Source organism: Streptomyces sp. NPDC048295 (assembly GCF_040652135.1).
Lineage (GTDB): Bacteria > Actinomycetota > Actinomycetes > Streptomycetales > Streptomycetaceae > Streptomyces.
Window position 1 is genome coordinate 34,920 of sequence record NZ_JBEZLL010000012.1, and the last position, 25,801, is coordinate 60,720.

Here is a 25,801-nt window from a genome sequence, read left to right on the forward strand (position 1 = left end):
CCCGCCGCTCACACCCCGGCGGGCTCGTCCTCCCCGATGAAGGTGCGCCACAGCACGGCGTAGTGGCCGTCCCTGGCCAGGAGTTCGTCGTGCGTGCCGTCCTCCACGACCCGGCCGTGGTCCATCACCACGACCCGGTCGGCGCGGGCGGCCGTGGTCAGCCGGTGGGCGACGACCAGGGTGGTTCGGCGGCCGGTGAGCCGGTCGGTCGCCTGGTTGACCAGGGCCTCGGAGGCCAGGTCCAGGGAGGCGGTCGCCTCGTCGAGCAGCAGGACGTCCGGGTCGACGAGTTCGGCGCGGGCCAGCGCGATCAGCTGGCGCTGACCGGCCGAGAGGTTGCGGCCCCGCTCGGCGACCTCGTGCAGATAGCCGCCGTCCAGGGTGGCGATCATGTCGTGGGCGCCGACCGCCCGCGCCGCCGCCTCCACCTCGGCGTCGGTGGCCTCGGGCCGCCCGTAGGCGATGGCGTCGCGGACCGTGCCCGCGAAGAGGTACGCCTCCTGCGGCACGACCCCGAGCCGGTGCCGGTACGAGGTGAGGTCCAGGCGGCGCAGATCGGTGCCGTCCGCCGTGACCCGGCCGCCCGTCGGGTCGTAGAACCGGGCGACGAGCTTGACGAGGGTGGACTTGCCCGCGCCGGTCTCGCCGACGAACGCGACCGTCTGGCCGGCCGGTATCCGCAGGTCGACGCCGGTGAGGGCCTCCTCGGCTTCGTCGCCGGAACCGTACGCGAAGGTCACGTCCTCGAAGGCGATCTCGCCGCGCAGCGACAGCACGTCCAGCGGTTCGTCCGCGGTGTCGGTGGAGGTCGGCTCGCGCAGCAGCTCCTGGATGCGGCCGAGGGAGACGGTGGCCTGCTGGTAGCCGTCGAAGACCTGGGAGAGCTGCTGCACCGGGGCGAAGAACAGGTCGATGTAGAGGAGGTAGGCGACCAGCGCACCGGTGGTGAGCGTGCCGTTGTCGACCCGGCCCGCGCCGACGATCAGGACGGCGGCCGCGGCCACCGAGGACAGCAGCTGCACGAACGGGAAGTAGACCGAGATCAGCCACTGGCCGCGGACCCGGGCCTCGCGGTAGTGGTCGCTGCGCTCCGCGAACCGGCCGGCGCCGTCGGCCTCGCGGCGGAAGGCCTGCACGATCCGCAGCCCGGAGACGGACTCCTGGAGGTCGGCGTTGACCACGCTGATGCGTTCACGGGCCAGCTCGTACGCCTTCACGCTCTTGCGGCGGAAGAAGAACGTCCCGACGACCAGCACCGGCAGCGTCGCGAAGACGACGAGGGCCAGCTGCACGTCGAGGACCAGCAGGGCGACCATGATGCCGAAGAAGGTGACGACGGAGACGAAGGCCGTGACCAGTCCGGTCTGCAGGAACGTCGACAGCGCGTCCACGTCCGTCGTCATCCGGGTCATGATCCGGCCGGTCAGCTCGCGCTCGTAGTAGTCCAGGCCGAGCCGCTGGAGCTGCGCGAAGATCTTCAGCCGCAGTGAGTACAGCACCCGTTCACCGGTGCGGCCCGTCATCCGGGTCTCGCCGATCTGGGCGGCCCACTGCACGAGGACGACCACGAGGGCCAGCGCGGAGGCCGCCCAGACGGCGCCGAGCGCCAGCTGGGAGACGCCCTGGTCGATGCCGTGCCGGATCAGCACCGGCAGCAGCAGACCGGCGCCCGCGTCGACCGCGACCAGTGCCAGGCTCACCAGCAGCGGCAGCCCGAAGCCGCGCAGCAGCCTGCGCAGCCCGTAGGAGTCCTCGGCGCCGACGGCCCGTGCCTCGTCGATGCCGGGGGTGTCGGTGGCGGGCGGCAGCGCCTCGACCTGGGCGAGCAGCTCGGGGGTGGCGGGCATGCCGGCCGCGCCGGTGTCGCGCGGCTCCTCCTTGCGGACCCACAGGTGGGGGCTGATGCCGCGCTCGGCGTCGAACTCGGCGTCCAGCTCCTCCTGGAGCGCGCGCTCGTCCTCGGGGGTCGTGTCGGCGGCGGGGGTGAGCCGGTGGTGTCCGGGCGAGGTGCCGCCCAGCTCGTCGGGGTCGGTGAGCAGCCGCCGGTAGAGCGGGGAGCGGCGCTCCAGCTCCTCGTGGGTGCCGATGTCGGCGAGCCGGCCGTTCTCCAGGACGGCGATCCGGTCGGCGAGGCCGAGGGTGGAGCGGCGGTGGGCGATCAGCAGGGTGGTCCGCCCGGCCATCACCTGGCGCAGCGCCTCGTGGATCTCGTGCTCGACGCGGGCGTCGACGGCCGAGGTGGCGTCGTCGAGGAGGAGCAGCCGGGGGTCGGTGAGGATGGCGCGGGCGAGCGCGACGCGCTGGCGCTGGCCGCCGGAGAGGGTGAGTCCGTGCTCGCCGACCTTGGTGTCGTAGCCCTCGGGAAGGTCCGCGATGAACCGGTCGGCCTGGGCGGCGCGGGCGGCCTCCTCGATCTGCTCCCGGGTGGCGTCGGGGAAGCCGTAGGCGATGTTGGCGCGGATGGTGTCGGAGAACAGGAAGCTGTCCTCCGGTACGAGGCCGATGGCGGCGCGCAGCGACTCTTGGGTCAGCTCTCGGACGTCGTGGCCGCCGACCAGGACGGCGCCGTGCGTCACGTCGTAGAAGCGGGGCAGCAGCAGTGAGACGGTGGACTTCCCGCTGCCGGACGCGCCGACCAGGGCGACGGTCTCGCCGGGCTCGATGGTCAGCGAGAACCCGTCCAGGACGGGGCGCTCCGAGGCTCCGCCTCCGAGGTCCTCGTCACGGGTGTAGCCGAACCGTACGTCGTCGAACTCGACGCTCGCGGGGGCGTCGGCCGGGAGTTCCCTGGTGCCGTCCTTCATGGTCGGCTCGGTGTCGATGAGTTCCAGTACGCGCTCGACGCCGGCCCTGGCCTGCTGTCCGACGGTGAGGACCATGGCGAGCATCCGGACCGGGCCGACGAGCTGGGCGAGGTAGGTGGAGAACGCCACGAACGTACCGAGGGTGATCTCGCCCCGGGTGGCGAGCCAGCCGCCCAGGGCCAGCATCGCGACCTGGCCGAGCGCGGGGACGGCCTGGAGGGCGGGGGTGTAGCGGGAGTTCAGCCGGATCGTCCGCAGCCGCCCGGCGAACAGCTTCCGCCCGACCTCGCGGAGCTTGCCGGTCTCCTGCTCCTCCTGCCCGAACCCCTTGACGACCCGGACCCCGGAGACGGCCCCGTCGACGACTCCGGCGACGGCGGCGGCCTGCCCCTGGGCGTACCAGGTGGCGGGGAAGAGCCGGGAGCGGGAGCGGCGGGCGATGAACCAGAGGGCGGGGGCCACGGCTATCGCGACCAGGGTGAGCAGCGGCGAGAGCCACGCCATGATCACCAGGGAGATGATGAAGAGCAGTACGTTCCCGATCGTCATCGGGAGCATGAACAGGAGTCCCTGGATCAGCTGGAGGTCGCTGGTGGCGCGCCCGACGACCTGCCCGGTGGACAGCTCGTCCTGCCGCTTCCCGTCGAGGCGGGTGATCGTTCCGTACATCTCGGTACGGAGGTCGTGCTGCACGTCGAGGGCGAGTCGGCCGCCGTAGTACCGGCGGATGTACGTGGACACGTACACCAGCGCGGCGGCGGCTATGAGGAGCCCGGTCCAGACGGCGAGGGACCGGGTGTGGCCGACGACGACATCGTCGATGATCACCTTGGTGATCAGCGGGACGAGGGCCATCACCGCCATGCCCGCGAGCGAGGAGCCGAGCGCCAGCAGCACATTGCGCCGGTAGCGCCATGCGTAGCCGCACAGCCGCCGGGCCCATCCCGGGGCCTGTGTCACGCTCTGTACGTCCCCTGCGTCCGTCACCGGTGCCTCCCGTCAGACCTGCTCTACCGGAAGGCACCAACGCGGTGGGCAGCGGATTTCATCCCGCCGTTACAAAAGACGGGCCCCTGGTCGTAGGCCGGTGCGACGTCCTGCCTACGACCTGCGTACGCCGTCCTCCGCCCGGCTACGGCCGGGTAGTCGCGGTGAGCATCCGCACCGCCGGGGCCTCCGGTACCGCGGGCACCGCTTCCTGCGGGGCGGCGGGCGGGGCGATGGTGGAGGTCGTCTTCGCGGCGACGGCCGGGTTGAGGTCCTTGTGCACGGCGCGGGCGACGGCCTGAATGGTGTTGATGCCGTCGTTCATCGTCTTGTTGTCCTGCGTGAGCACGGTGATCGCGTAGTCGTGCCCCTTGCCGGTGAAGGCGCCGATGCTGTGCACCCGCCAGCCGTGGGTGGCGCGCGGCAGCCAGCCGTTCTTGACCTGGACGGTCACCCCGGACGGCGCTCCGGCGGGTGTGCCCCAGCGCTGCGAGGAGACGACCTTGCGCATCAGGCCCAGCTCGTAGGAGCGCGCGTTGTCGCTCAGCACGGAGTTCTTGGCGGTCAGCAGGGTCAGCAGGGTCAGCAGCCGCAGCTCGTCCTGGGCGGTGATCTGGGTCAGCCCCCAGTAGCCACCGGATCCGGGCACCGTGTGCGTCATCCCCGCGGCCTTGAGGAACGCCTTGACCTTGGTCACCCCGAGCTGCTTCCACAGGCTGGTGGTCGCGTTGTTGTCGGACTTGGTGATCATGGCGGTGGCGAGGCCGGTCTCGCGCTGGGTGAGATAGCGGTTGTGCTTCTTGTTGTCCCAGAGCAGCGTCGCCAGCACGGTCGCCTTCACGACGCTGGCGGAGTCGTACCTGCTGGTCGCCCGCAGGGAACAGTTCGTCTTGGTCGTGCGGTCGTAGAGCGCCACGGCCGTCGTCGACTTCCGGCCCTTGAGCGCGGCGGTGATGTCCTTCGACAGCTTGGCGGCGAGTCCCGCCTTCGCGGACGTGCAGCTCACCGTCGGCGTCGCCGCGGCGGCGGGCGCGGCGCCGAGCGCCACCGGTGCGAGCACGCCCGCGGCGAGCACGACGGACAGCGCGCCGCGCGCACGCCGCGATATGTGGGATCCAGACATGAGGCTTTCCCCATCCCTTAGTTGTCTGTGCGGGCGCGCCCCCTGCACGCCCGAATGGAATGACTGCCTGGCGTACGAAAAGTTGTACGAGGCACGGGCCATGTGACGGGGTTGTGACGCCCGGGGCCCGGCACGGCCGTCACCGGGCGCCGGATACCCCGCTCCCCGCCCGCGCGGTGCAGACGAACCGCTGGGCGGGGACGCGGGTTCCGGTTGTCCGTGGAGCCGGCCGGCTACAGATGCGTGGGCTCGAACATCCTCAGCAGGGCCGGGAGCACGACCACCGAGGGGCCCGGCCGGGCGAAGGACTTCGTCAGGTCGGCGGTGAGCGTCTCGGGGGTGGTGCGGAGGGCCGGGACGCCGAAGGACTCGGCGAGGGCGACGAAGTCGGGGCGGGAGAGCTCCGTCGCCGTGGCCTCGCCGAAGGCGCCCGTCATGTATTCGCGCAGGATGCCGTAGCCGCCGTCGTCGACGATCAGCCAGGTGACCGGGAGGTCGTACTGGCGGGCCGTGGCCAGCTCCGCGATCGAGTACATCGCGCCGCCGTCGCCGGAGACCGCGAGGACCGGCCGTGTGCGGTCGGCCGCCGCGGCGCCGAGGGCGGCCGGGAAGCCGTAGCCGAGGCCGCCCGCGCCCTGGGCCGAGTGCATCGTGTTCGGGTGGCGGGCGTCGAAGGCGGACCAGGCCCAGTAGGCGAGGATCGTCATGTCCCAGAAGCTGGGGGACGTGTCGGGCAGCGCCTCGCGGACCGAGGCGATGAGCCGCTGCTCCAGGGTGAGTTCCTGGGCGGCGATCCTGTCCCGTACCGCTTCGAGGACGGCACGGACCCGCTCCGGCGCCGACGGGTCCTCCCGGTGGCCGACCGCTTCGAGGAGGTCGGAGAGCGCCTCCCGGGCGTCGGCGTGGATGCCGAGCGCGGGGTGGTTGGACTCCAGCTTCCCGGCGTCGGCCTCGATCTGGATCACCCGGCCGCGCGGGGCGAACGTGTGGTAGTTCGAGGAGAGTTCACCGAGTCCGGAGCCGACGACCAGCAGGACGTCGGCGGACTCCAGGAAGTCCGTCGTGTAGCGGTCCTCCAGCCAGGACTGGAGCGAGAGCGGGTGCTCCCACGGGAAGGCGCCCTTGCCGCCGAAGGTGGTGACGACGGGTGCGTTCAGCTTCTCCGCGAGCGCCAGCAGCTTGCCGGACGCGTCGGACCGTACGACCCCGCCGCCCGCGATGACCGCCGGACGCTCGGCCTTCGACAGCAGGTCGGCCGCCACGGCGGTCAGTTCGGGACGGGCGTGCAGTTCGCGCGGGGTGGCGTCCATCGCCGTGACGACCGGCAGGGTGGTCTCCGCCAGGAGCACGTCCTGCGGGATCTCGACCCAGACCGGGCCGTGCGGGGCGGTCAGCGCCGACTCCCAGGCGGCGGCGATCGCCGACGGGACCTGGGAGGCGGTACGGACGGTGTGGACCGACTTCACGACATCGCGGAACGACGCCTTCTGGTCCCGCAGTTCGTGCAGATAGCCGTGGCGTCCGCCGCCCAGGCCCGCGGTCGGGATCTGGCTGGAGATCGCCAGCACGGGTGCGGAGGCCGCCGCCGCCTCCTGGAGCGCGGCCAGCGAGGTGAGGGCGCCCGGCCCGGTGGAGAGCAGCAGCGGGGCGACCTCGCCGGTGACGCGGCCGTACGCGTCGGCGGCGAAGCCCGCGTTGTTCTCGACGCGCAGGCCGATGTAGGTGAGCGAGGAGCGGCGCAGCGCGTCGAACATGCCGAGCGCGTGCTGGCCGGGCAGGCCGAAGACGGTGGTCGCGCCGAGGCCCTGGAGGGTCTCGACGACGAGGTCGCCGCCGTTGCGTCCGGCCGGGGGGTTCAGAGCGGCCGCGATCTGCTCGGGGGTGAGCCGCGGACGCTCGTCGTGGTGGTCGTGGCTCACTTCGTACGGGCCTCTGCGATCTGGCGGGACATGACCGTCGTCAGCTCGTACGCCGTGTGGGAGGCGGCGACGGAGGTGATCTCGGCGTGGTCGTACGCGGGGGCGACCTCGACCAGGTCGGCGGAGACCAGGTTGCAGGAGGACAGGCCGCGGACGATTTCGAGGAGTTCGCGGGAGGTCAGGCCGCCGGCCTCGGGGGTGCCGGTGCCGGGGGCGTGGGCCGGGTCCAGGACGTCGATGTCGATGGAGATGTAGAGCGGCCGGTCACCGATGCGCTGGCGCAGCTGGTCGGCGACCTCGTCGACGCCGCGCCGCATGACGTCGGCGGAGGTGACGATGCCGAAGCCCATCTTCGCGTCGTCGTCCAGGTCCTGCTTGCCGTAGAGCGGGCCGCGGGTGCCGACGTGGGAGAGCGCGGAGGTGTCGAGGATGCCCTCCTCGACGGCGCGGCGGAACGGGGTGCCGTGGGTGTACTCGGCGCCGAAGTAGGTGTCCCAGGTGTCGAGGTGCGCGTCGAAGTGGAGCAGGGCGACCGGGCCGTGCTTCTTGGCGACGGAGCGCAGCAGCGGCAGCGCGATGGTGTGGTCGCCGCCGAGCGTCATCAGGCGGGCGCCGGTGGCGAGGAGGTCGTCGGCGGCGGCCTCGATCGTCTCGACGGCCTCGTTGATGTTGAACGGGTTCGCGGCGATGTCACCGGCGTCGGCGACCTGTGCGAGTGCGAACGGCGAGGCGTCCTGCGCCGGGTTGTACGGGCGCAGCAGGCGCGAGGCCTCGCGGATCGCGTTGCCGCCGAAGCGGGCGCCGGGGCGGTAGGAGACACCGGTGTCGAAGGGCACGCCGACGACGGCGACATCGGCGGTGCCGACCTCGTCGAGCCGGGGCAGCCGGGCGAAGGTCGCGGGTCCGGCGTACCGCGGGACGCGGGAGGAGTCGACGGGACCGCGCGGCGATTCGTTGCTGCTCATGTGAAGTGCCTTTCCTTCGGGTTTCATACGTTGTTCGGTGTGGTGGGGGGGCCGGGCAGGCCCTGCGCGGTGGTGACCGCTCCGAGCCGGACAGGCCCTACGCGGTGGTGACCGCTTCGCTCACCGGTTCCTCGGCCGCCGCGCCCCGCCCCGCGAGCCGCTCGCGCCAGGCCGCGAGGACGGCCGCGTCGGTCGGCTTCGTCGCCAGGGACACGATCACATACGCCGCGAGCGAGGCCAGCAGGCCGTAGTAGACCGGTTCGTTGGCGAGGATTCCGTACCCCGCCATCAGGCCGATCACCGCGAGGCCGCCGACCGACACCGCGGCCAGCGCGCCCGCCGCGGTGCCCCGGCGCCACAGCAGACCGCCGAGGATCGGCACCAGCAGGCCGCCGACGAGCAGGTTGTACGCGACGGTCAGGGCCTCGACGACGTTGTTGAGCGCGATGGCGATCAGGATGACGGCGACGCCCATGACGAGGATGAAGACGCGGTTGCCCTTCACCTCGTCGTGTTCGCCCTCGACGGCCTCGCCGCCCCGGGACACCGCGCCCCGCAGCCGGGACCAGATGTCGTTGTTGGCGACGGTGGCACAGGCGATCAGCGCACCGGATGAGGTGGACATCACGGCGGCCAGCGCGGCGGCCAGCACCAGTCCGCGCACACCGATGGGCAGTTCGTCCTTGACGATGGTCGCGAACGCGGAGTCGGCGCTGGGCAGCGTCGGGTACATGACCTTCGCGGCGGTGCCGATGACGGCGCCGGCGATGGCGTAGACGAGGCAGTAGGTACCGGCGACGGTGCCGCCGATGCGGGCGACCTTGTCGCTGCGGGCGGTGAACACCCGCTGCCAGATGTCCTGGCCGATCAGCATGCCGAAGGTGTAGATCAGCACGTACGTGAAGATCGTCTCGCCGCCGATGCCGAGCGGGTCGAAGTACTCGGTGGGCAGCTTCGCCTTCATCTCGCTGAAGCCGCCGGCCTTGATCACCGCGATGGGCAGCAGGAGCAGCAGCACACCGATGGTCTTGACGACGAACTGCACCATGTCCGTGAGGGTGATCGACCACATGCCGCCGAGCGTGGAGTACGCGACGACGATGGCGCCGCCGAGGACGATCGCGATGGTCCGGTTCAGGTCGAAGAGGACGTCGAAGATGGTGGCGTACGCGATGGTCGAGGTGACCGCGAGCATCAGCGTGTACGCCCACATCACGACGCCGGAGATGAGCCCGGCCCGGCCGCCGTAGCGCAGGTCGAGCATCTCGGAGACGGTGTAGACCTTCAGCCGGGCGATCCGCGCGGAGAAGAAAACGGACAGGGCGAGCAGTCCGAGGCCGATGGTGAAGACCATCCAGGCGCCGGAGAGTCCGTACTGGTAGCCGAGGCCGACGCCGCCGATGGTGGAGGCACCGCCGAGGACGATGGCGGCCATCGTGCCGGAGTACATGCCGGGTCCGAGCCTGCGGCCCGCCACCAGGAATTCGCTCTTGGACTTGGCGCGGCGCATGCCCCACCAGCCCATGGCGAGCATGCCGGCCAGATAAATGATGATCACCGCGTAGTCGACAGCCATGGGCTTCCTCCGTTTCGGTCACAAGTGCACATGTCTTACGTGAAGAAGACGGTAGGTGGCCGAGAAGCGACGCTGAAGAGTACGTTTCATCCATCATTGAAGTCTCTGATGGATGGATCATCCATGCCGGAAGCCACGGGCGGGCCGACCCCGCCGCCCACTCCCCCGATCCCGCTCGGCGAACTGCTCGCCCACGAGGAGCTCGGGCTGCACCGGATCGCGGGTCCGGCCGAGGCGGATCTGCTGTGGGTGCACACCTCGGAGATGGCCGACCCGTACCCGTATCTGCTCGGCGGTGAGCTGCTGCTGAGCGCCGGGGTGCAGCTGAAGGACCCGGACACCTATGTGGCCCGGCTGGTGGAGGCGGGGGCGGCGGCGCTCGGTTTCGGGGTGACGCCGGTGTTCGACACGGTGCCGCGGGAGCTGATCGAGGCGTGCGACCGGCACGGCCTGCCGCTGCTGGAGGTGCCGCCCGAGACCCCGTTCACGGCGATCGCCCGCGCGGTGTGGCGGCTGATGGCCGAGGCCCGGCACCGGGAGCTGCGTCGGGTGACCCGCGCCCAGCAGGCCCTGGCCACGGCGGCGGCCCGGCCGGACCCGGTCCCGGCGGTGCTGCACCAGCTGGCGGCTCAGCTGGAGGGCCGGGCGGCGCTGCTCGCCACCGACGGCGAGGAGCTGCACGCCTCGGGCCGCCGCCCCGCCCCCGACGTGGCGGCGGCACTGGCCAGGCTCACCCGGGTGGTCGCCGCCGGGGCCCGCCCCGGCCCGAAGTCGGCCACCGACACACTGCGGGACACCCATCTGTCCGCGTACGCGCTGGGCGGCGGGCAGGGCCTGGTCCTGGCGCTGGCGACGGACCGGCGCGAGGCCGGGGACCACACCATCGCCGGGGTCGCGGTCGTGCTGCTCTCCCTGCTGGCCGCCCCGCACCAGGGCGCCGACGCCGCCGGCCGGTCCGCCGCCCTGGTGCGGATGCTGCTGGGCGCGGACCCGCAGGACGTCGCGCCGCTGCTCGGCGGCGCCGAGCTGTGGACGGTGGTGCACGCGCGCCGCAGCGGCGACGGCCCGGTCGACCCGCTGACCACCGGGGCGCTGGGCGCCGCCCTCGGTTCGGCCCTGGTCGACGCGGGCCGGGGCGGCGACGCCGTACGGGTACTGATCCCCGGCTCCGTCCGGATCACCCCGCAGCCGGGCTGGACCCTCGGCGCCTCCGCCGCCGCCCCCATCACCGCCCTCGACCTCGCCGACGGCCAGGCCTCCCGCGCCCTGGGCCGCGCCGTCGCCACCCGTACCCCGCTGGCCCACCACCTCACCGACGCCGCGGCCGGTCTCGCCGCCCTGGTCCCCGCCGACCGTGCCGAGGCGCACGCCCGCGCCCTGCTGGCCCCGCTCACCGAGCCGCTGGCCGAGACCTTGCGCTGCTGGCTGAGCCTGCACGGCAGCTGGGACCGCACGGCCACGGCCCTGCGGATCCACCGCAACACGGTCCGCCAGCGCATCGCCCGCTGCGCGGCCCTGCTGGACGCGGACCTGGACGACATGGACGTGCGCACGGAACTGTGGTTCGCGCTGCGGCAGCGGTGAGCGGCGCGCCGGACGGCCGGTGCCCCCTGCCCGCCCGGCGCCCCCGGCCGTGATCCGCCGGACGGGCCTCAGCGCAGGCCGAGGCAGAACAGCCAGTCGCGCGAGGTGTCGTGGGTGGCGGTGAGCAGGGCGCTGAGCGCGCCCGCGGTTCCGTTGAGCAGGGACGTGTGCGGTTGACCGGGGGCGAGGGTGGTGGGGAGCCGTCGGCCCAGGTGTCCGGCCAGGCGGTCGCGGAGCACCGCGGCGGCCGGCAGATGGGCGTGCCGGTGGAACGCGTCCGCCACGGCCAGCACGCCCCCGGCGCCGTGGCACAGCCCGAGCTGATCGGTCAGGGGGTCGCCGAACAGGTGGAAGTCCTCGTCGTACCGCTCCGCGAGGGTGGTGAACGCGATCGCCGCCCAGTCGGCCGTCGACCGGTCGCCCAGGGCATCCGCCGCGTCCCACACGGCCCAGGTGACGCCCGGGTTGCCGTAGCACCACGCCTGACGGGCCCGCGCCCCGGCGGCGGGCGGGCCGTCGAGCCCGGCGCCGTCCCAGCTCCGGATGGACCGCGCGTCGTCGAAGGACTGCCGCACCAGCCAGCGGGTGGCGCAGCGCAGGGCGTCCAGCAGCTCCGGCTCCGGACCGATGCTACGGACCGCGACGGTGAGCCCGGCCACGAGCCCGGCCACGCCGTGGCCCATTCCGGTGTTCACCCGGCCCTGCAGCCAGCCCAGATACGGATGGCCGGAGTACTGGCCGACGCGCAGCCGGCGCAGATCACCGCTGTCGCACAGCTCCGCCAGGTGGACGGTGAGAGGGGTGAGCCGGCCACGCCTCGGCTGCGGCGTCCCGATGCAGAGTGCCAGCAGCGTGCCGGACGGCCCGCAGATGAGGTCGTAGTCGGGCAGAGCGACATCCGCGGTCCGCCAGGGGCGCGCCCGCGCCTTGTCGAGCAGGTGGTCGCGCAGCCGGTCGGCGGCGCGGTGCAGTGGGGGGTGGATGCGGGCGCCGAGCCGCAGGCCGACCAGGGTTCCGGCCAGACCGCCGTCGAGCAGGCCGGAACGGCTGGGCCCGCGGCCGATGGTCCGCGCCCATGCCGCCACCGCGCGTCCGGCGCTCGCCACCGCCGCGGGGTCGGGTGTCCCCGTCGGGCCGGGTGTCCTCGCCTGCGGGCCGCACATTTCCGCGACCAGACAGGCCAGGACCGGAACGCCGGGGTCGGGGGTCGCGTCCCGCGCTCCGGAGAAGTCGTCGAGGAGTCGGACGGCGATATCGAGAGCCGCGCGGTGCGGCGGGGCCTGGCTGTCTGCGTGCATCGGGTCTCCTCGTCGGGGAGCCACCCGGAACGGTCCGGGTGGCTCCGTTCAACTCAGCGGTGGACGCATGACCTCATGCCGCCATGACGTCCGGATGAGGTGGTGTCAGCAGACGCCGATGACCGAGCAGATGAGGACCGTGCAGACGCCGGAGCACGCCGCGGTGTTGCCGAGGCTGTCCGTCACTGCGGGCAGCTCGGTGCCGGTGATCCTCTCGTCCAGCTCGGCGATGAGGTTGTCGAGGTCGGTGAGTTCCATGGTGGGCATGGTGTTTCCTCCTATTTCGTGGTTGTTCCTTCTCGGGTGTTGGCCGCCCCGGAGACCGCCGCACCAGGTGCGGGCGGTCCGGGGACGTCTTGGGTGAGTGCGGCGGCCGCGGACACCGCCAGCTCCTCGGCCGTCAGGTCGAAAGGAATCCTGAGCATCAGCTCGGCGGCCACCGGCGCGCCCCCGTAGAGCGCGTCGCCCAGCATCGGCCCCTGCGGTCCCGCGACCGGACCGGGCAGCATCTCCTCGAAGACCAGCTCGTCACCGGTCAGTGCGGCACACGTCCGGTCGATGACGTTGAGCGCCGTCAGGGCTTCGAGGTCGACCGGCACCGGCTTGGCCTCGAACTCGGGCCGTACGAAGGCGAATCGCGGCATGCCGGCGGAGCGCCTGAGCGAGGCGAGCAGCCGTACCCGGTCGAGGTCCCCGTCGCCGGGCCGCCACAGGCGGGCCCGCGGCACCCGCCAGGTGGCCGGGGAGACGACCAGGTCCGTGCCCGCCGTCAGCCGCGGCAGACGGATGACGTCGCCGCACGCGGGGAAGGCCGCGGCGAGACCGTCCAGACGCAGGGCGGTCCCCGCCCAGGGGTGCCCGGCGGACAGCAGCAGCCGCACCAGCCGGTCGTACGGCGGCATCGGGAGCCGGGTGGCGTGGTGGACGGGCACCACCCGCTCGCCGTCCGCCTCGGCGACGATCCGGTGGCCCGCCCGCCGCAGGGTGATGCGGTCCAGTGGCAGGTAGCGCCGCTGCGGTCCGCCGCGCCCGAAGTACGCGCACGCGTTGGGGTCTCCTGTCCACCAACGGGTGGTGGCGGGGCGCCGGACGGCGTTCGCCGCGCGCTCGGTGACCGGTGGCACCAGCAGTTCGACGAACCGCACACCGGCTCGCCGCTCGACGGCGGCAAGGAAGTCGCGGTAGGCGTCGACGGTGTCGTAGCCCCCGTACAGGCTGTGGAGCGCCTCGGCGAACCGTGCGTCGATGACTCCGGCGGGCGAGGCCGTCTCCAGCACCGCGGCCGGCCCGGGGCCGGGCAGCGGGCGCAGCAGGCAGTCCATCGGCCAGTGGGGTACCACGTCCTCGGCCGGTGGCGCGCCGAGGGCGTCCAGGAGGTCGTCGTCGATGTCGACCTGCGTCCGGTCGCGGCGGGCGGCGAGGTGGGCGAGGAGCCGGGCGTATCCGGAGTCCGGGCCGTGGGCGGCGTGCCACCCCGGGTAGCGGCGTACTTCAGCCGCGCGGGGCGGCGGTTCGTCCGGCGCCGGCAGGAGGGTCAGGATCTCGCTGACCGGACGCGGACGCTCGTCCAGCTGCTCGATGCCGAAATCGGCCGGTGGCGCCTCAAGGGCCCCGTCGCGGTCGGCGCGGCACAGCCCGGCCAGCCGGTGGGCGGTCCGCAGCGCACGCTGGACGCGGGCGGCGGTCCGGTCGGGTACGTGGGCGTCCAGGCGGCGGTAGGAGTCGAGGAACCAGTCGGCCGGCTCGGGGTCGTCGGCACCGGCCCACGGCCGGGGCAGGCCGGCGGCTCCGGCCGCCCGGTCGGCCGGGGTCCAGACACTGTGCAGGCTGCTCGGGGCGACGCAGGGCTGGAGCACGCCCAGGCCCACCAGGTGGGTGAGGAACCCGCGCAGCACGGCCGGGTCCGCGGCGGGCAGCGCCCCCTCCAGCTCCGCGAGCGTGCACGGCCCTTCGTCGAACAGTGTGAGCAGCACGTGCAGCAGCGCCGTACGCCGTACCGCGACCTGCCGCAGCCGTCCCGGATCGTCCGGATCGATCGTGTAGCAGCACAGCGTCGCGTCCGCTCCCCCCGTACCTCCGGCGTCGTCGCGGGTGAGGTGGAGCGGAGCGGGCGCGAGCAGGGTTGCCGGGGCGGCGACGCGCAGGTCCGGCGTACCGGCCCCGGTACGCACCGCGTGAACGTTCTGCACGGCGGCGGCGGCCAGCGCGGCCAGCTCGGCACCGGGAGACAGGAGCCGGTCGCCGGGTCCGCCCCGCACGCCTTCGGTGTCGTCGCCGACGGCCGGTTCGGTGAGGCCGGGCCGCGGTTGCGGGCTTCCGACCGGGATCGGCGCCACCTGCCCCACCCAGCCCCGCGGCGTGGTCTTCGCCGCCGCCCTGCCCACGGCCCGCCACAGGTACGCGGAACGTTTGCGCAGCCGCTTGCCGCTCCACGACTCGCCGCCCGCCAGACGTGTGGTCACCTCCTCCGCCAGTCCGGGTGCGGCGCTGTCGAGGAACGCCCGCAGGACCGGGCCGGACGACACCAGCGACCAGGCCAGCGCCCCCACCCGCTCCCGCTCGTCCCCGAGCGCCCGCTCCAGCTCCACACGGGTGACGCGGGCCCAGTGGTCCGTGCGGCACAGCGCCCCGGCCTCCCGCGCGAGCCATCCGGGCACGGCGGACAGCTTTTCCAGGAAGGCGCAGTCCGCCGGACCGGGGGCCGAGCCGGAGTGCAACCGCCGCCGCAGTGCCAGCACGGCACGGCGCTCGGCGTCCGTCAGCCGCTGGTCGGGCACGACGCGCCCCAGCCGCTGGGCCAGGCGCCGGGCCCGTGCGGACTGCCGCTCCAGGGCGTCGGCATGCGCCACGATCCGGCCGAACAGCCCGGATCCGCCTGCGGCCGTCCACACCGAGAGGGGGACCCCTGACGCGCGCACCAGGGCGGTGCCGCCGAGGAGCCGGCCCCCGGCCGCGCCGTGGCGGGAGTCGATTCGGGCGTCGGTCATGTCAGCCCTCCGCCCCGTCGTCGAGCAGCGCCTCGGTGATCAGGCTCTGCCGGGCGTACGAGAACCGCCCCCGGTTCCAGTGGAAGATGACGGCGTGGGCGGCGGCGCGGCGCGGGCCGCGCACCGCGTCACCGGACTCGAAGTAACCGGTGCGCCAGTGGTCCGCGGCCCGGCGCACCGCCTCGCCGTTGCGTTCCTGGTCCGCGCGCCACGGCTCGGGCAGACCGGCGAGCAGCTGTGCCCGGGGCTGTTCCCAGTGGGCGCGGATGCCCTCGGCCGCCCGGCGGAGCCCGGCGTCGCGCAGGCCCTCGGGCAGGGCGCGTCCGGTGTCCGCGCGCACCGCTTCCCAGACGCCGCGGTGTTCCCAGCCGACGATGCGCAGGCCGTCGAACATCTCGCGGAGCAGGAAGAGGGAGAGCCGCCAGTCGGCCGCGGGGTGCCCTGCGGTGTCCCCGGGCCGCCGGGCGTGGCGGTCCAGCCAGGCCAGGGAGTCCGCGGTGAACACCTCGTGCACCCAGGGCATGGAGCAGGGGCCGCCGAAGAGATAGGACTCCGGCTCGTACACCGTGCACACCGGCGGACCGGCCAGCTCCCCGAACTTCCCCACCCGGTCGAGGAGTTCGGCCCGCAGCGGTACGGTGCCGCCGGCTCCGTACGCCTGGAAGCGCAGGCGCAGGCCGGGCGGCTTGTGCATGAAGAAGAAGGCGCGCGCGGTCTGTGCGCCGAGGAGGTCGCGTGCGGTGCCCGCGAGCCATTCGTACAGGCGCTGCCATGACGGCGGCTGCGGGGCCAGGTTCACCTGGACCCAGCTGGCCTCGGGGTGCTTCACCACCGGCATGGAACCTCCGTATGTCGTGTTTCGGGCACGGCGGGGCTGCTCACGGATCGCCCGAGGGGCCCGCGGAGTGGGTACCGCGGACCGGCCCGGGTGTCGGGTGAGGCCCTGGTTCGTTCTGTGCGATCCGCGCATTCATGTGCTGTGGCGCGTGGTGCCCCGCGGAACTCGCGGTCGGACCGGGTGCGCCGGACGGGAGCGGAACCGTCCTTCTCGCCTGTGTCGGCCTGCTCAGGCCCTTCATCCAGCTCATTTCCCGCATCAACACCAGCTGAAAGGAAAATGACCATTAGTCATATGATGGATGGGTGTGCGCACGGCGTGATCCCGGCGGCACAAGCGCAGTCGGCCGCGCCGTCGCACGGCTCGCCGATCACCGCCGTTCCCCCGCACGACCGCCGCGCGACCTGCGCGAGCACCCCGCCGAGGCGGCCGGGCGAGGCGCCCGGCGAGGCGCACCCGTGCGAGAGTCCTACGGGCCCTCGATGCCGATGACCGTCCCGAACGGGTCGCGGAGCTGTGCGATGCGGCGACCCGGCCCGACCGTCAGAGGTCCGCGGTGGTGCGCGAAACCGGCCACCAGCAGTCGGTCCCGGACCTCGGCCACGTCGGCCACGCTCCAGTACACGACCGGGCTGCCGCCCCTCGGGTTGCGCGCGTCGTCGGCGGGGTGGAAGCCGAGTTCGACCCCGCCGGTCTCCACCCAGGCGTAGACCGCGCCCATGTCACCGGCGTCGACCCGCACCGGGACACCGAGCAGCTCCCCGTACCACCGCGCGGAGGCCTCGGGGTCCTCCGCGAACACCATCACGGTGCGTACGCCCTCGAACATGATCCACCTCCGGAGGGGACCACCCTACGACGCGCGGCCCGGGTGGACGCGGGGCGCCCGCCACCGATCGTTCCGGGCAGGCGTTCGCGCCGGTGCGCACAGGAGTGCCGCGATCTTCGAAGCGGGCTTCGAGCGCCCCCGTTCCCGCCTGTCTGCGCAGGTCGCAGCCGTGCCACGCTGCTGCTGACCAGGGCACGGAGCCCTGATCACCATCAGGAGAAGGGGTTTTCGTCATGCATCGCATCAGCGCGCTCACCGTCACCTCGATCGCCTTGGCCCTGGGGCTCGGCACCGGCCCCGTCGCGGTCGCGGCGGCGGAGAACGCCGCCGTCGGGAGCGCCAGGGCTTCCTACAGCTGCAGCCCCGGATATTTCTGTATCTACAGCGACTGGAACGGAGGTGGCACCCGCTGCCAGTGGTCGGACAAGCAGCGGGCGAATACCGCCGACGACTGCTCCTTCATCCAGCGCGGCCAGAACGTCCGCTCCGTGTGGAACGCGACCGGGCACCGCGTCCAGTACTACACCCAGACCAACTACAACGCCCGGGTCGGCTCCACCCCCGCCGGAAACGGCGGCAACCTCCAGGGGAACTACCAGATCCGCTCCTTCAAGCCCCAGTAGGCGGCGGGACCACACGGAGGAGCCCTCCCCGGCCGACCCGGCCGGGGAGGGCTCCTCCGTGTCCGCGCGGGCGTGCTGCGCATCACCCTGGACAGCCTCGGTGACCCCCGGGTAACTTCTAAACACATCTGAGCAAGCGCTTAGCCAGGCTGGCCGGAGCCCGACCGAAGCTGACCAAGGAGGCACCCCGTGCGCCGTACGGTATTCAACGAGGACCACGAGGCGTTCCGGGAGACCATCCGCGCCTTCATCGAGGCCGAGGTCGCCCCCGTCTACGACGAGTGGTTCGCGGCCGGCCAGGTGCCTCGCGACTTCTACTACAAGCTCGCCGAGCTGGGCATATTCGGTATCGAGGTGCCGGAGGAGTTCGGCGGCGCCGGGGTCGAGTCCTTCAAGTTCGAGGCGATCATCTCCGAGGAGTGCGCCCGCGCGGCCGTCAACTTCGGCGGCTCCGGCGTGCATGTGCTGCTCTGCCTGCCGTACATCAAGGCGTACGCCACCGAGGAGCAGAAGAAGCGCTGGCTGCCGGACTTCGTCACCGGCAAGGCGATGTACGCCATCGCCATGACCGAGCCGGGCACCGGTTCCGACCTGGCCGGCATGAAGACCACCGCCAAGCTCTCCGAGGACGGCACCCACTACGTCCTCAACGGCGCCAAGACGTTCATCACCGGTGGCGTCCACGCCGACCGGGTCATCGTCTGCGCCCGCACCGACGCGCCCAGGGCCGACGACCGCCGGCACGGCATCTCCCTGCTCGTCGTCGACACCAAGGCCGAGGGCTACTCGGTCGGCCGCAAGCTCGACAAGCTGGGCCTGCGCACCTCCGACACCGCCGAGCTGGCCTTCGTCGACGTCAAGGTGCCGGTCGAGGACCTCCTCGGCGAGGAGAACAAGGGCTTCTCCTACCTCGGCCAGAACCTGCCGCAGGAGCGCCTCGGCATCGCCGTCGGCGCGTACGCCCAGGCCAAGGCCGCCGTCCGGTTCGCCCAGCAGTACGTGAGCGAGCGCACCGTCTTCGGCAAGACCGTGGCGTCCTTCCAGAACACCAAGTTCGAACTGGCCGCCTGCCAGGCCGAGGTGGACGCCGCCGAGGCCGTCTGCGACCGCGCCATCGAGGCCCACGACGCCGGTGAGCTGACCGCCGCCGAGGCCGCTTCCGCGAAGCTGTTCTGCACCGAGGTCGCGCACCGCGTCATCGACCGCTGCCTCCAGCTGCACGGCGGCTACGGCTACATGAACGAGTACCCGATCGCCCGCCTGTACGCGGACAACCGGGTCAACCGCATCTACGGCGGCACCAGCGAGGTCATGAAGTCGATCATCGCCAAGTCCATGGGCCTGTGAGAGCGGCTACGTTCGTTCCATGAGCGCAGCACTCGACTCCCTGCTCGATCTGCTCGACCTGGAGCAGATCGAGCGGGACATCTTCCGGGGTACGAGCCGGTCGGCGGTCGTGCCCCGCGTCTTCGGCGGCCAGGTCGCGGCCCAGGCCCTGGTCGCCGCGGGCCGCACCGTCCCCGCCGACCGGGCCGCCCACTCCCTGCACTCCTACTTCCTGCGGATGGGCGACCCGGGCGCACCGATCGTCTACAGCGTCGACCGCATCCGCGACGGCCGCTCGTTCACCACCAGGCGGGTCGTCGCCGTCCAGCACGGCCAGCCGATCTTCCATCTCTCGGCCTCGTTCCAGACGTACGAGGAGGGCCTGGAGCACCAGGCGGCCATGCCGCCCGCCCCGGACCCGGAGACGCTGCCCACCGCGGCGCAGATGCTGCCCCGGTACGCGGACCGCTTCAGCAGGCCGGGCGTCGTGGACCGGCTGATCGAGGCACGGGCCGCGGTCGACCTGCGGTATGTGGACGCCCCTCCCTTCGGCAGCGTCGGCGAACCGCGCGAGCCCCGCTCCCAGGTGTGGTTCCGCACCAACGGCAAGCTCGCGGACGATCCGCTGCTCCACGTCTGCATGGCGACGTACGTCTCCGACATGACTCTGCTCGACTCGGTGCTCCTGGCCCATGGGCGCGGTGGCTGGGCGGTCGGCGACGTGGTCGGCGCGAGCCTGGACCACGCGATGTGGTTCCACCGGCCGTTCCGGGCCGACGAATGGCTGCTGTACGACCAGGAGTCGCCGTCCGCCTCCGGCGGGCGCGGGCTCGGCCAGGCCCGGATCCACACCCAGGACGGCCGGCTGGCGATCACCGTCATCCAGGAGGGCGTGGTCCGCGTCCCCCGGCACTGAACAGGCCGCAGTCCACCGATTCGGACATACTCCCCACCATGGGCGACAAGACCATGGACGAGACGGCGGGTGACGCGAAGTCCGGCGGTGGGGAGTCCGCGTTCACGGTCGTCGTCGCGGCGGCCGCCAATCTCGGCATCGCCGTGGCGAAGGTGGTCGCCGGGCTGATCAGCGGGTCGAGCGCGATGCTCTCCGAGGCGGCGCACTCGGTCGCCGACACGGTCACCGAACTGCTGCTGCTCACCGCGCTGAAGCGCAGCGAGAAGCCCGCGGACGAGGAACACCCGCTGGGCTACGGCCCCGAGCGCTACATCTGGGCGATGCTCGCCTCCGTCGCCACGTTCGTCGGCGGCGCGGTCTTCTCCGTGTACGACGGCATCCACACCCTCGTGGCGGGCGAGGAACTCGGCGATCCGCTGGTCTCGTACATCGTGCTCGCGGTGGCCTTCCTGCTGGAGGGCTACTCGCTGCGCACCGGGCTCCGCCAGGTCCGCGGCGAGGCCGCCCGACTGCGGGCACCGGTCGGGCACTACTTCCGTCACACCCCCGACACCGCGGTCAAGGCCGTGGTGATGGAGGACTCCGCGGCGCTGGTGGGCCTGCTGCTCGCCGCGGGCGGACTGCTCGGCGGCGAGCTGACCGGTTCCGGGGTCTGGGACGGCATCGCGTCGATCCTGATCGGCCTGCTGCTGGTGTACGTCGCCTGGGTGCTGGGCCGCTCCAACGCGCAGCTGCTGATCGGCCGCCCGGTGCCGAAGGAGATGCGCGCCGGCATCCGCGAGGAACTGCTCTCCGTCCCGCACATCATCGAGGTACTGGAACTCACCACGCTCATCCAGGGCCCGGCCGAGATCCTGATCGCCGCGAAGATCGACTTCCGGGACGCCTCGACCGCCGACCAGATCGAGTGGGCGTGCGAGGAGGCCGAGGAGCAGGTGCGCGAGCGCTATCCATCGGTCCGCCGGGTGTACCTGGACCCCACCCCGGGCCTGAGACAGCGGCCGGGCGGGCCCGGCACCGGCACCGGTCCGGTCTGACCCGGCCGCACGGCCGGGAGCCGCGGTCCCGGACCGGCCCCGGTCAGCTCTGTGCCAGCCCCGCCGCGTCCAGCAGATACTCCGTCATCGGGTCGTAGAACCGCGGGTCCAGCACATGGTCGTCCAGCGGGACGGCGACCTGGAGCGTCCCCTCCGCCTCGCCGAGGAAGAGCGCCGGGTCGTTGCAGTCCGCGTACCCCACCGCGTCCAGCCCGCGCTGCGCCGCGCACCCCGCCCAGCCGTGGTCGGCGACCACCAGGTCCGGCAGCGGGCGGCCCTCCCGCTCCAGGCCGTCCAGGATCGCGGCCATCGGGGCGGGCGAGTGCGTGTGCCAGAGCGTCGCGCCGCGCTCCTGCACCGCGACGTCCGCGAACTGGAACACCATGCCCTCGTCGGCGATCAGCCCCGAGGGAATCGTCACGATCTCGCATCCGGCGGACCGCAGCGCGGCCGCGGTCTGCCGGTGCACGTCGAGGAGCCCGCCCGGGTGCCCGGTCGCGAACAGCACCCGCTCCGCCCCCGCCACGGCCTTCCGCAGCCGCGCCGCCATCCGCTCCAGCGCGTCGACCGTCAGCTCCGGGTCGATGGTGTCCTGCCCGAACCGGTGCTCCGGGTCGTCGCTGACCCCGCAGCGCTCGGCCATCACCGCCAGCACGTCCTGCTCGTCGCGCCACCGGTCCCCGAGCTCCAGCCCCAGCCAGTAGTGGCGGTCGCCGTTGGCGAGCTTGCGGTAGTGGGAGAGGTTGTTGTCGCGCGGGGTGGCGACGTCTCCGGCTATACGCGTACGGACGAGGTGTTCGACGAGGGCGGCACGGCTCGGTATCGGCATGAACCCATTGTGCCGTCAGGGATGCGCAGTGTGCCGGGTGTCCCGCACGACGGACGGACCGGACCCGGCCGCCGCTCAGGGCAGCCGGGTCGAGTGCGTGATCTTCTCCAGGTGGTAGTACTGGGCGACGCACTTCGCCGGCCACGCCCGCCGGCCTTTATTGCCGAAGGGCTCCAGCATCCCGCTGACCGACACCGGCGTGTACGGGAGCACCCGGGCGCCGCGCGCCGCCCCCTCCCGCAGGGCGCGGTCCTGACGGTCCCACCGCTGGGCACGCACCTCCATCTGCCGTTCCAGCCGGAGCAGCGGGACGGCGAGGCCGACGCAGGCGGCGGCGCACATGGCGGCGGCGACACCCGCCGTCACCGTACGGATCCCCCACCGGCGGGCCCGCAGCCGCCGCCCCAGCAGGGCCCCGGCACCGACCAGGAGCAGCAGGAACAGCAGGAGGAAGTCGCCCCAGATGCGCGACGCACCGCCCGCGCTCGCCCCGAAGGCGGGGTAGACGATGACGACGCAGAGGTAGCCGGAGACCAGGAAGGCGAGGAATCCGGCGAGAAGCAGGAGAAGCGGCCTGCGGCGCAGGGACCCGTCCGGCACGTCCGTTCCCTGCTCGCCACCGCGCACCAGCAGGCCCAGCAGCACGCCGACGGCGACCGCTCCCAGGTACTGCCAGGTCGTGAAGACCGTCGCCAGGACGTGTGCGAACGCCCGCAGCGCCCCGGTCAGTGCCTCCGGGCCGAGCATGGAGGTGCTGTCGGCACCGAACCGTGCACGCCGGCTGCGCGCGCCGGGCGACAGGTACAGGATGGCCGTCCCCGCGGCAACCCCGGCGAAGGCGACGATGCACCAGATGCGCGTACGGGTCCGGCCGGTCCCGGGAAGGGCCCACCGGCTCATCAGAAGGACGGTGGCGAGCACGACGAACGCGACGATCGCCGTCTCCTCCGACAGGGTGCCGATGAAGATCCCCGCCAGGTACGCGACGACGAGCGCGAAGTCGCGCCCCCGCCGCGTCCGGGCGCGCAGCAGCGGGATCACGGCGGCGCAGGCCAGCACCGGTGCGACGGTGTGCGAGACGGAGTTGGCGGGCCAGTAGAACGCCTTGTACGGGTTGGGCGTCGCGAAGAAGAAGAGCGCCGCCGTCGTCGCGCCCACCAGCAGTGCCGTCCCGCGCGGCGCGGTCAGTCCGGCCCGCTTGAGCGCGGAGGCGATCAGCGCCCAGAGGATGCCGAGCATGAGCACCCCGCTGACCAGGGCGAACCATTGCTGGCCCGGGACGCCGAAGGCTCCGTACCCGATGACGAGCAGCGCGTTGGCGATGCGTCCGTTGTCGTGGAGGAAGAACTTCCCGATCATCCCGGAGGCGCCCCCGTCCCGTACGACCGGGAGGAAGCACCAGTCGTCCCCTCCCGGGCGGACCAGCCGGCCGATCCAGAAGGCCGCGCCGAGCAGGGCGAGCGGCAGCAGGGCAAGGCCCGACGTCCCGATCGCCGCCCACCGCCGTGCGGGGGGCCGACCGGGTTCCGGCCCGGGGGATTGCTCCCCCTCGGCCTGCGTGCCGGCGGATTTCGAGGTGTCCGTGGTCATGTGCACTGGTGCCCTTCGTACGTTGCGCGTGTCCTTGACGACAGGGTCTGGAGGCTCGGGCGGTGGGTTCACGGTGTGGTGTGTCCGGTACTGCTCCCGGCCGGGCCGCCGCCCTGCCGGGCGAGGGCGGCACCGGAGTCGATGGCCCAGCGGGCGAGCAGGAACGAGAAGGGGGTGGCGAGGATCCCCGCGGCCACGGCGGCGATGTTCTTGTCCATGCCCAGCCTGCTCACGCCGAGGTAGAGGAGAATTCCGGTGAGTACGAGATTGACGACGCTCGACAGCGGATACCGGACGAAGGCGTGCCAGGTCGGCTTCGTCCGGCAGGTGATGCAGGAGTTGAGCAGGAATGATCCCACGACGCTGACCGTGTATCCGATGACGTGTGCGGCCAGATAGGGAATCCAGGAATTCAGCGAGGCGTACACCGCCAGATATACCGCCGTATTGATGATTCCGATCATCCCGAATTCGATGAACTGGCGCAGGGTGCGCCTCCTCGACGCCCCGAGCGCGGTCGCCCCGGTGCGTCGCACCGACGGCCTCCCGCCCCCGGGGGCGGACGGGTCCGAACGCGCCCCGGCCGGGATGTCGACCGGGCGGACGTGCGGGGATTCGCTCGTCTCCCGCACCAGGTAGTGCGGGCGGCGTTTCGACTCGGAGTAGATCCGTCCCACGTATTCGCCGATGACGCCGAGCGTGGCGAGCTGGATTCCGCCGAGCGCCACGATGGCGGTCAGCAGGGTCGCGTAGCCGGGTACGACGACACCGTGGAGCACGACGCCGACGATGGTCCACACGGCGTATCCCAGTGCCGCCAGCGCGAGCGCGAGGCCGATGTGGATGGCCAGCCGCAGCGGATGGCTGTTGAAGGAGATCAGCCCGTCGATCCCGTAGTTGAACAGGCGCCTGCCGCCCCACTTCGAACGTCCCGCCGCGCGCTGGATGTTCCGGTAGGTGAAGCCGACGGTGTCGAACCCGATCCAGGAGAAGATCCCTTTGGAGAACCTGTTGGTCTCGGGCAGGGCGAGCACGGCGTCCACGGCGGTGCGCGACAGCAGCCTGAAGTCGCCCTCGCCGTCGACGACCTCGATGTCCATGCACCGGCCCATGGCCCGGTAGTAGAGGGCGCTGAGAAAGGTGCGCAGGACGCCTTCGCCCGCGCGGTCGCGCCGCGCGACGACCTGGTCGTAGCCGCGCTGCCGCAGTTCCAGCATGCGCGGCAGCAGTTCGGGCGGGTGCTGGAGGTCGGCGTCCATGAGGACGACGGCGTCACCGCGGGACATGCGCAGTCCCGCGAGCATGGCGGCCTCCTTGCCGAAATTGCGGCTGAAGGAGGTGTAGCGGACCCGTCGGTCCGCAGTGGCGAGCGAACCGATCCGATGCCTGGTCAGGTCGCTGCTGCCGTCGTCGACATAACAGATCTCGAAGGTCCGCCGAGTCGGTTCGAGGGCGGAGATCAACGCACGGTGGAATACCTCGATGACCTCGTCCTCATTGAAACAGGGGACAACGATCGAAACCTGACATGTTTTCATTTAAATTCCCCATCAGGCGTGGGCGGGACAGCTCAAACCATAAGCCTGAGGGCCTCGCGACACCGCGTCCGACGGAGCGCTTCGAGGAAAAGGAGAGGGAATATGAGGAGACGCCTCATCCCTTTCGCATCAATTCATATATTCAAGGCCGGGCGAAAACCGCGGACACACCCGCCGGACACCCGCCCGGCCGCCCTACGCGCGGGCCGCCGCCTCGAACGCTCCGCGGGCCAGCCGGTGCAGCAGCGCCGCCGTGTCCGCGCGGTCCGGCTGCGCGCCGGGGCGGCCCAGGTGCGGGGTCGAGTTCAGCAGGCCGAAGACGGCGTGGACGGCGGCGCGGGCCTCGTGCTCGGGCAGGTCCGGGTACATCTCGCGGACCACCTCCACCCACACCTCGACGTACTGCCGCTGGAGCTGGCGGACCCGCTTGCGGTCGGCGTCCCGCAGCCGGTCCAGCTCGCGGTCGTGGAGGGTGATCAGGGGGCGGTCGTCGAGGGCGAAGTCGATGTGCCCCTCGATGAGCGCGTCGAGCAGGGCCCGCGGGGAGCCGCCCGCGCAGGCGGCGTCCTCCGACACGCGCAGCTGCCCGCCCGCCAGCAGCCGCTCGCTGATCCCCACCAGCAGCTCGGCGAGCATCGCGTCCTTGCCGGGGAAGTGCCGGTAGAGCCCGGGGCCACTGATGCCGACGGCGGCACCTATCTCGTCGACGCCGACGCCGTGGAAGCCGCGCTCGGCAAAGAGGCGGGCGGCCTCCTTGAGGATCTGCTCGCGGCGGGTGGGGGCGTCCGTCCTCGTGGTCATGGATTCGATTCTAGACAGTCCGGTTAGCGAACGTTAACTGGTGCGGGCCGCGCCCACGGCGTCACCGTGCGCAGCAGCCACTCCACCGGCCCGGGCCGGCACCGGCGCATCAGCCACCCGCCGAGCGCGAGCCGCCCTGCGTACAGCACGAGCGCCCCGCCGACCGCCGCCGCGGCACCCGTACGGCCGTACAGCGGCCGCCCCCGCACCCGCGTCGCCCGTCACCGTCCT

General features: G+C 72.4%; 20 protein-coding genes. 5 read left to right on the plus strand and 15 right to left on the minus strand.

The features are described 5' to 3' along the window. Positions 1-8: 8 nt before the first annotated feature. The 5 genes from AB0D53_RS19230 to AB0D53_RS19250 form a co-directional block, all read right to left on the minus strand. Positions 9-3,791: an ABC transporter ATP-binding protein gene (locus AB0D53_RS19230; RefSeq protein ID WP_362447769.1), complete on the minus strand. Its 3,783-nt coding sequence runs from the start codon at positions 3,789-3,791 to the stop codon at positions 9-11. 145 nt (positions 3,792-3,936) lie between these two features. Next, positions 3,937-4,914 carry a serine hydrolase gene (locus tag AB0D53_RS19235; RefSeq protein ID WP_362447772.1) on the minus strand — a complete coding sequence of 326 codons (978 nt, stop codon included), beginning with the start codon at positions 4,912-4,914 and terminating at the stop codon, positions 3,937-3,939. Positions 4,915-5,147: 233 nt separating this feature from the next. Next, a complete protein-coding gene (locus tag AB0D53_RS19240; RefSeq protein WP_362447775.1) occupies positions 5,148-6,833 on the minus strand; it encodes a thiamine pyrophosphate-binding protein in 1,686 nt (561 codons plus the stop codon). Further along, on the minus strand, positions 6,830-7,798 hold the full coding sequence (gene speB / locus AB0D53_RS19245; RefSeq protein WP_329814162.1) for an agmatinase: 969 nt from the start codon (positions 7,796-7,798) through the stop codon (positions 6,830-6,832). Before speB ends, AB0D53_RS19240 begins: the two co-directional genes overlap by 4 nt. Positions 7,799-7,895: 97 nt before the next feature. Then, complete coding sequence (locus AB0D53_RS19250; protein ID WP_362447779.1) at positions 7,896-9,374, minus strand: sodium:solute symporter; 1,479 nt, start codon at positions 9,372-9,374, stop codon at positions 7,896-7,898. A gap of 123 nt (positions 9,375-9,497) precedes the next feature. Here AB0D53_RS19250 and AB0D53_RS19255 point away from each other — a divergent pair, with 123 nt between their 5' ends. After that, positions 9,498-10,958, plus strand: a complete 1,461-nt coding sequence (locus tag AB0D53_RS19255) for a PucR family transcriptional regulator (RefSeq protein ID WP_362447782.1) — start codon at positions 9,498-9,500, stop codon at positions 10,956-10,958. Between the two features lie 68 nt (positions 10,959-11,026). Here the strand turns inward: AB0D53_RS19255 and AB0D53_RS19260 are convergent, their stop codons facing one another. From AB0D53_RS19260 to AB0D53_RS19280, 5 genes are all read right to left on the minus strand, one after another. Further along, positions 11,027-12,256 carry a lanthionine synthetase LanC family protein gene (locus AB0D53_RS19260; protein WP_362447786.1) on the minus strand — a complete coding sequence of 410 codons (1,230 nt, stop codon included), beginning with the start codon at positions 12,254-12,256 and terminating at the stop codon, positions 11,027-11,029. Between the two features lie 105 nt (positions 12,257-12,361). After that, on the minus strand, positions 12,362-12,523 hold the full coding sequence (locus AB0D53_RS19265) for a hypothetical protein (RefSeq protein ID WP_362447789.1): 162 nt from the start codon (positions 12,521-12,523) through the stop codon (positions 12,362-12,364). 11 nt (positions 12,524-12,534) lie between these two features. After that, positions 12,535-15,243: a lantibiotic dehydratase gene (locus AB0D53_RS19270; RefSeq protein ID WP_362447792.1), complete on the minus strand. Its 2,709-nt coding sequence runs from the start codon at positions 15,241-15,243 to the stop codon at positions 12,535-12,537. A gap of 1 nt (position 15,244) precedes the next feature. Continuing rightward, positions 15,245-16,081 carry a thiopeptide-type bacteriocin biosynthesis protein gene (locus tag AB0D53_RS19275; RefSeq protein ID WP_362447795.1) on the minus strand — a complete coding sequence of 279 codons (837 nt, stop codon included), beginning with the start codon at positions 16,079-16,081 and terminating at the stop codon, positions 15,245-15,247. A 469-nt stretch (positions 16,082-16,550) separates the two neighbouring features. After that, positions 16,551-16,910: a VOC family protein gene (locus AB0D53_RS19280; protein ID WP_362447799.1), complete on the minus strand. Its 360-nt coding sequence runs from the start codon at positions 16,908-16,910 to the stop codon at positions 16,551-16,553. Positions 16,911-17,143: 233 nt separating this feature from the next. Here AB0D53_RS19280 and AB0D53_RS19285 point away from each other — a divergent pair, with 233 nt between their 5' ends. From AB0D53_RS19285 to AB0D53_RS19300, 4 genes are all read left to right on the plus strand, one after another. Further along, a complete protein-coding gene (locus AB0D53_RS19285) occupies positions 17,144-17,533 on the plus strand; it encodes a peptidase inhibitor family I36 protein (RefSeq protein WP_362447802.1) in 390 nt (129 codons plus the stop codon). A gap of 189 nt (positions 17,534-17,722) precedes the next feature. Beyond that, positions 17,723-18,880, plus strand: coding sequence for an acyl-CoA dehydrogenase family protein (locus tag AB0D53_RS19290; RefSeq protein WP_362447805.1), 1,158 nt, complete (start codon positions 17,723-17,725; stop codon positions 18,878-18,880). A gap of 19 nt (positions 18,881-18,899) precedes the next feature. Then, on the plus strand, positions 18,900-19,775 hold the full coding sequence (locus AB0D53_RS19295) for an acyl-CoA thioesterase II (RefSeq protein ID WP_362447808.1): 876 nt from the start codon (positions 18,900-18,902) through the stop codon (positions 19,773-19,775). Between the two features lie 38 nt (positions 19,776-19,813). Further along, a complete protein-coding gene (locus tag AB0D53_RS19300) occupies positions 19,814-20,812 on the plus strand; it encodes a cation diffusion facilitator family transporter (protein WP_362447811.1) in 999 nt (332 codons plus the stop codon). Positions 20,813-20,855: 43 nt separating this feature from the next. Here AB0D53_RS19300 and AB0D53_RS19305 read toward each other — a convergent pair whose 3' ends face one another. The 5 genes from AB0D53_RS19305 to AB0D53_RS19325 form a co-directional block, all read right to left on the minus strand. Then, positions 20,856-21,641, minus strand: a complete 786-nt coding sequence (locus AB0D53_RS19305; protein ID WP_362447814.1) for a phosphatase — start codon at positions 21,639-21,641, stop codon at positions 20,856-20,858. A 75-nt stretch (positions 21,642-21,716) separates the two neighbouring features. After that, positions 21,717-23,231, minus strand: a complete 1,515-nt coding sequence (locus tag AB0D53_RS19310; protein WP_362447817.1) for a DUF6056 family protein — start codon at positions 23,229-23,231, stop codon at positions 21,717-21,719. 68 nt (positions 23,232-23,299) lie between these two features. After that, a complete protein-coding gene (locus AB0D53_RS19315) occupies positions 23,300-24,769 on the minus strand; it encodes a glycosyltransferase (RefSeq protein WP_362447820.1) in 1,470 nt (489 codons plus the stop codon). Positions 24,770-24,964: 195 nt separating this feature from the next. After that, positions 24,965-25,570: a TetR/AcrR family transcriptional regulator gene (locus tag AB0D53_RS19320; RefSeq protein WP_362447824.1), complete on the minus strand. Its 606-nt coding sequence runs from the start codon at positions 25,568-25,570 to the stop codon at positions 24,965-24,967. A 23-nt stretch (positions 25,571-25,593) separates the two neighbouring features. After that, a complete protein-coding gene (locus tag AB0D53_RS19325; RefSeq protein ID WP_362447827.1) occupies positions 25,594-25,779 on the minus strand; it encodes a DUF418 domain-containing protein in 186 nt (61 codons plus the stop codon). Between the last annotated feature and the right edge of the window lie 22 nt (positions 25,780-25,801).

What these genes read in the sequence shown, in the direction of transcription:
- AB0D53_RS19235 (WP_362447772.1), bottom strand. Translation starts at nt 4,914, where the DNA reads ATGTCTGGATCCCACATATCGCGGCGTGCGCGCGGCGCGCTGTCCGTC.
- speB (WP_329814162.1), bottom strand. Translation starts at nt 7,798, where the DNA reads ATGAGCAGCAACGAATCGCCGCGCGGTCCCGTCGACTCCTCCCGCGTC.
- AB0D53_RS19250 (WP_362447779.1), bottom strand. Translation starts at nt 9,374, where the DNA reads ATGGCTGTCGACTACGCGGTGATCATCATTTATCTGGCCGGCATGCTC.
- AB0D53_RS19255 (WP_362447782.1), top strand. Translation starts at nt 9,498, where the DNA reads ATGCCGGAAGCCACGGGCGGGCCGACCCCGCCGCCCACTCCCCCGATC.
- AB0D53_RS19260 (WP_362447786.1), bottom strand. Translation starts at nt 12,256, where the DNA reads ATGCACGCAGACAGCCAGGCCCCGCCGCACCGCGCGGCTCTCGATATC.
- AB0D53_RS19265 (WP_362447789.1), bottom strand. Translation starts at nt 12,523, where the DNA reads ATGCCCACCATGGAACTCACCGACCTCGACAACCTCATCGCCGAGCTG.
- AB0D53_RS19270 (WP_362447792.1), bottom strand. Translation starts at nt 15,243, where the DNA reads ATGACCGACGCCCGAATCGACTCCCGCCACGGCGCGGCCGGGGGCCGG.
- AB0D53_RS19275 (WP_362447795.1), bottom strand. Translation starts at nt 16,081, where the DNA reads ATGCCGGTGGTGAAGCACCCCGAGGCCAGCTGGGTCCAGGTGAACCTG.
- AB0D53_RS19280 (WP_362447799.1), bottom strand. Translation starts at nt 16,910, where the DNA reads ATGTTCGAGGGCGTACGCACCGTGATGGTGTTCGCGGAGGACCCCGAG.
- AB0D53_RS19285 (WP_362447802.1), top strand. Translation starts at nt 17,144, where the DNA reads ATGCATCGCATCAGCGCGCTCACCGTCACCTCGATCGCCTTGGCCCTG.
- AB0D53_RS19295 (WP_362447808.1), top strand. Translation starts at nt 18,900, where the DNA reads ATGAGCGCAGCACTCGACTCCCTGCTCGATCTGCTCGACCTGGAGCAG.
- AB0D53_RS19300 (WP_362447811.1), top strand. Translation starts at nt 19,814, where the DNA reads ATGGGCGACAAGACCATGGACGAGACGGCGGGTGACGCGAAGTCCGGC.
- AB0D53_RS19305 (WP_362447814.1), bottom strand. Translation starts at nt 21,641, where the DNA reads ATGCCGATACCGAGCCGTGCCGCCCTCGTCGAACACCTCGTCCGTACG.
- AB0D53_RS19310 (WP_362447817.1), bottom strand. Translation starts at nt 23,231, where the DNA reads ATGACCACGGACACCTCGAAATCCGCCGGCACGCAGGCCGAGGGGGAG.
- AB0D53_RS19315 (WP_362447820.1), bottom strand. Translation starts at nt 24,769, where the DNA reads ATGAAAACATGTCAGGTTTCGATCGTTGTCCCCTGTTTCAATGAGGAC.
- AB0D53_RS19320 (WP_362447824.1), bottom strand. Translation starts at nt 25,570, where the DNA reads ATGACCACGAGGACGGACGCCCCCACCCGCCGCGAGCAGATCCTCAAG.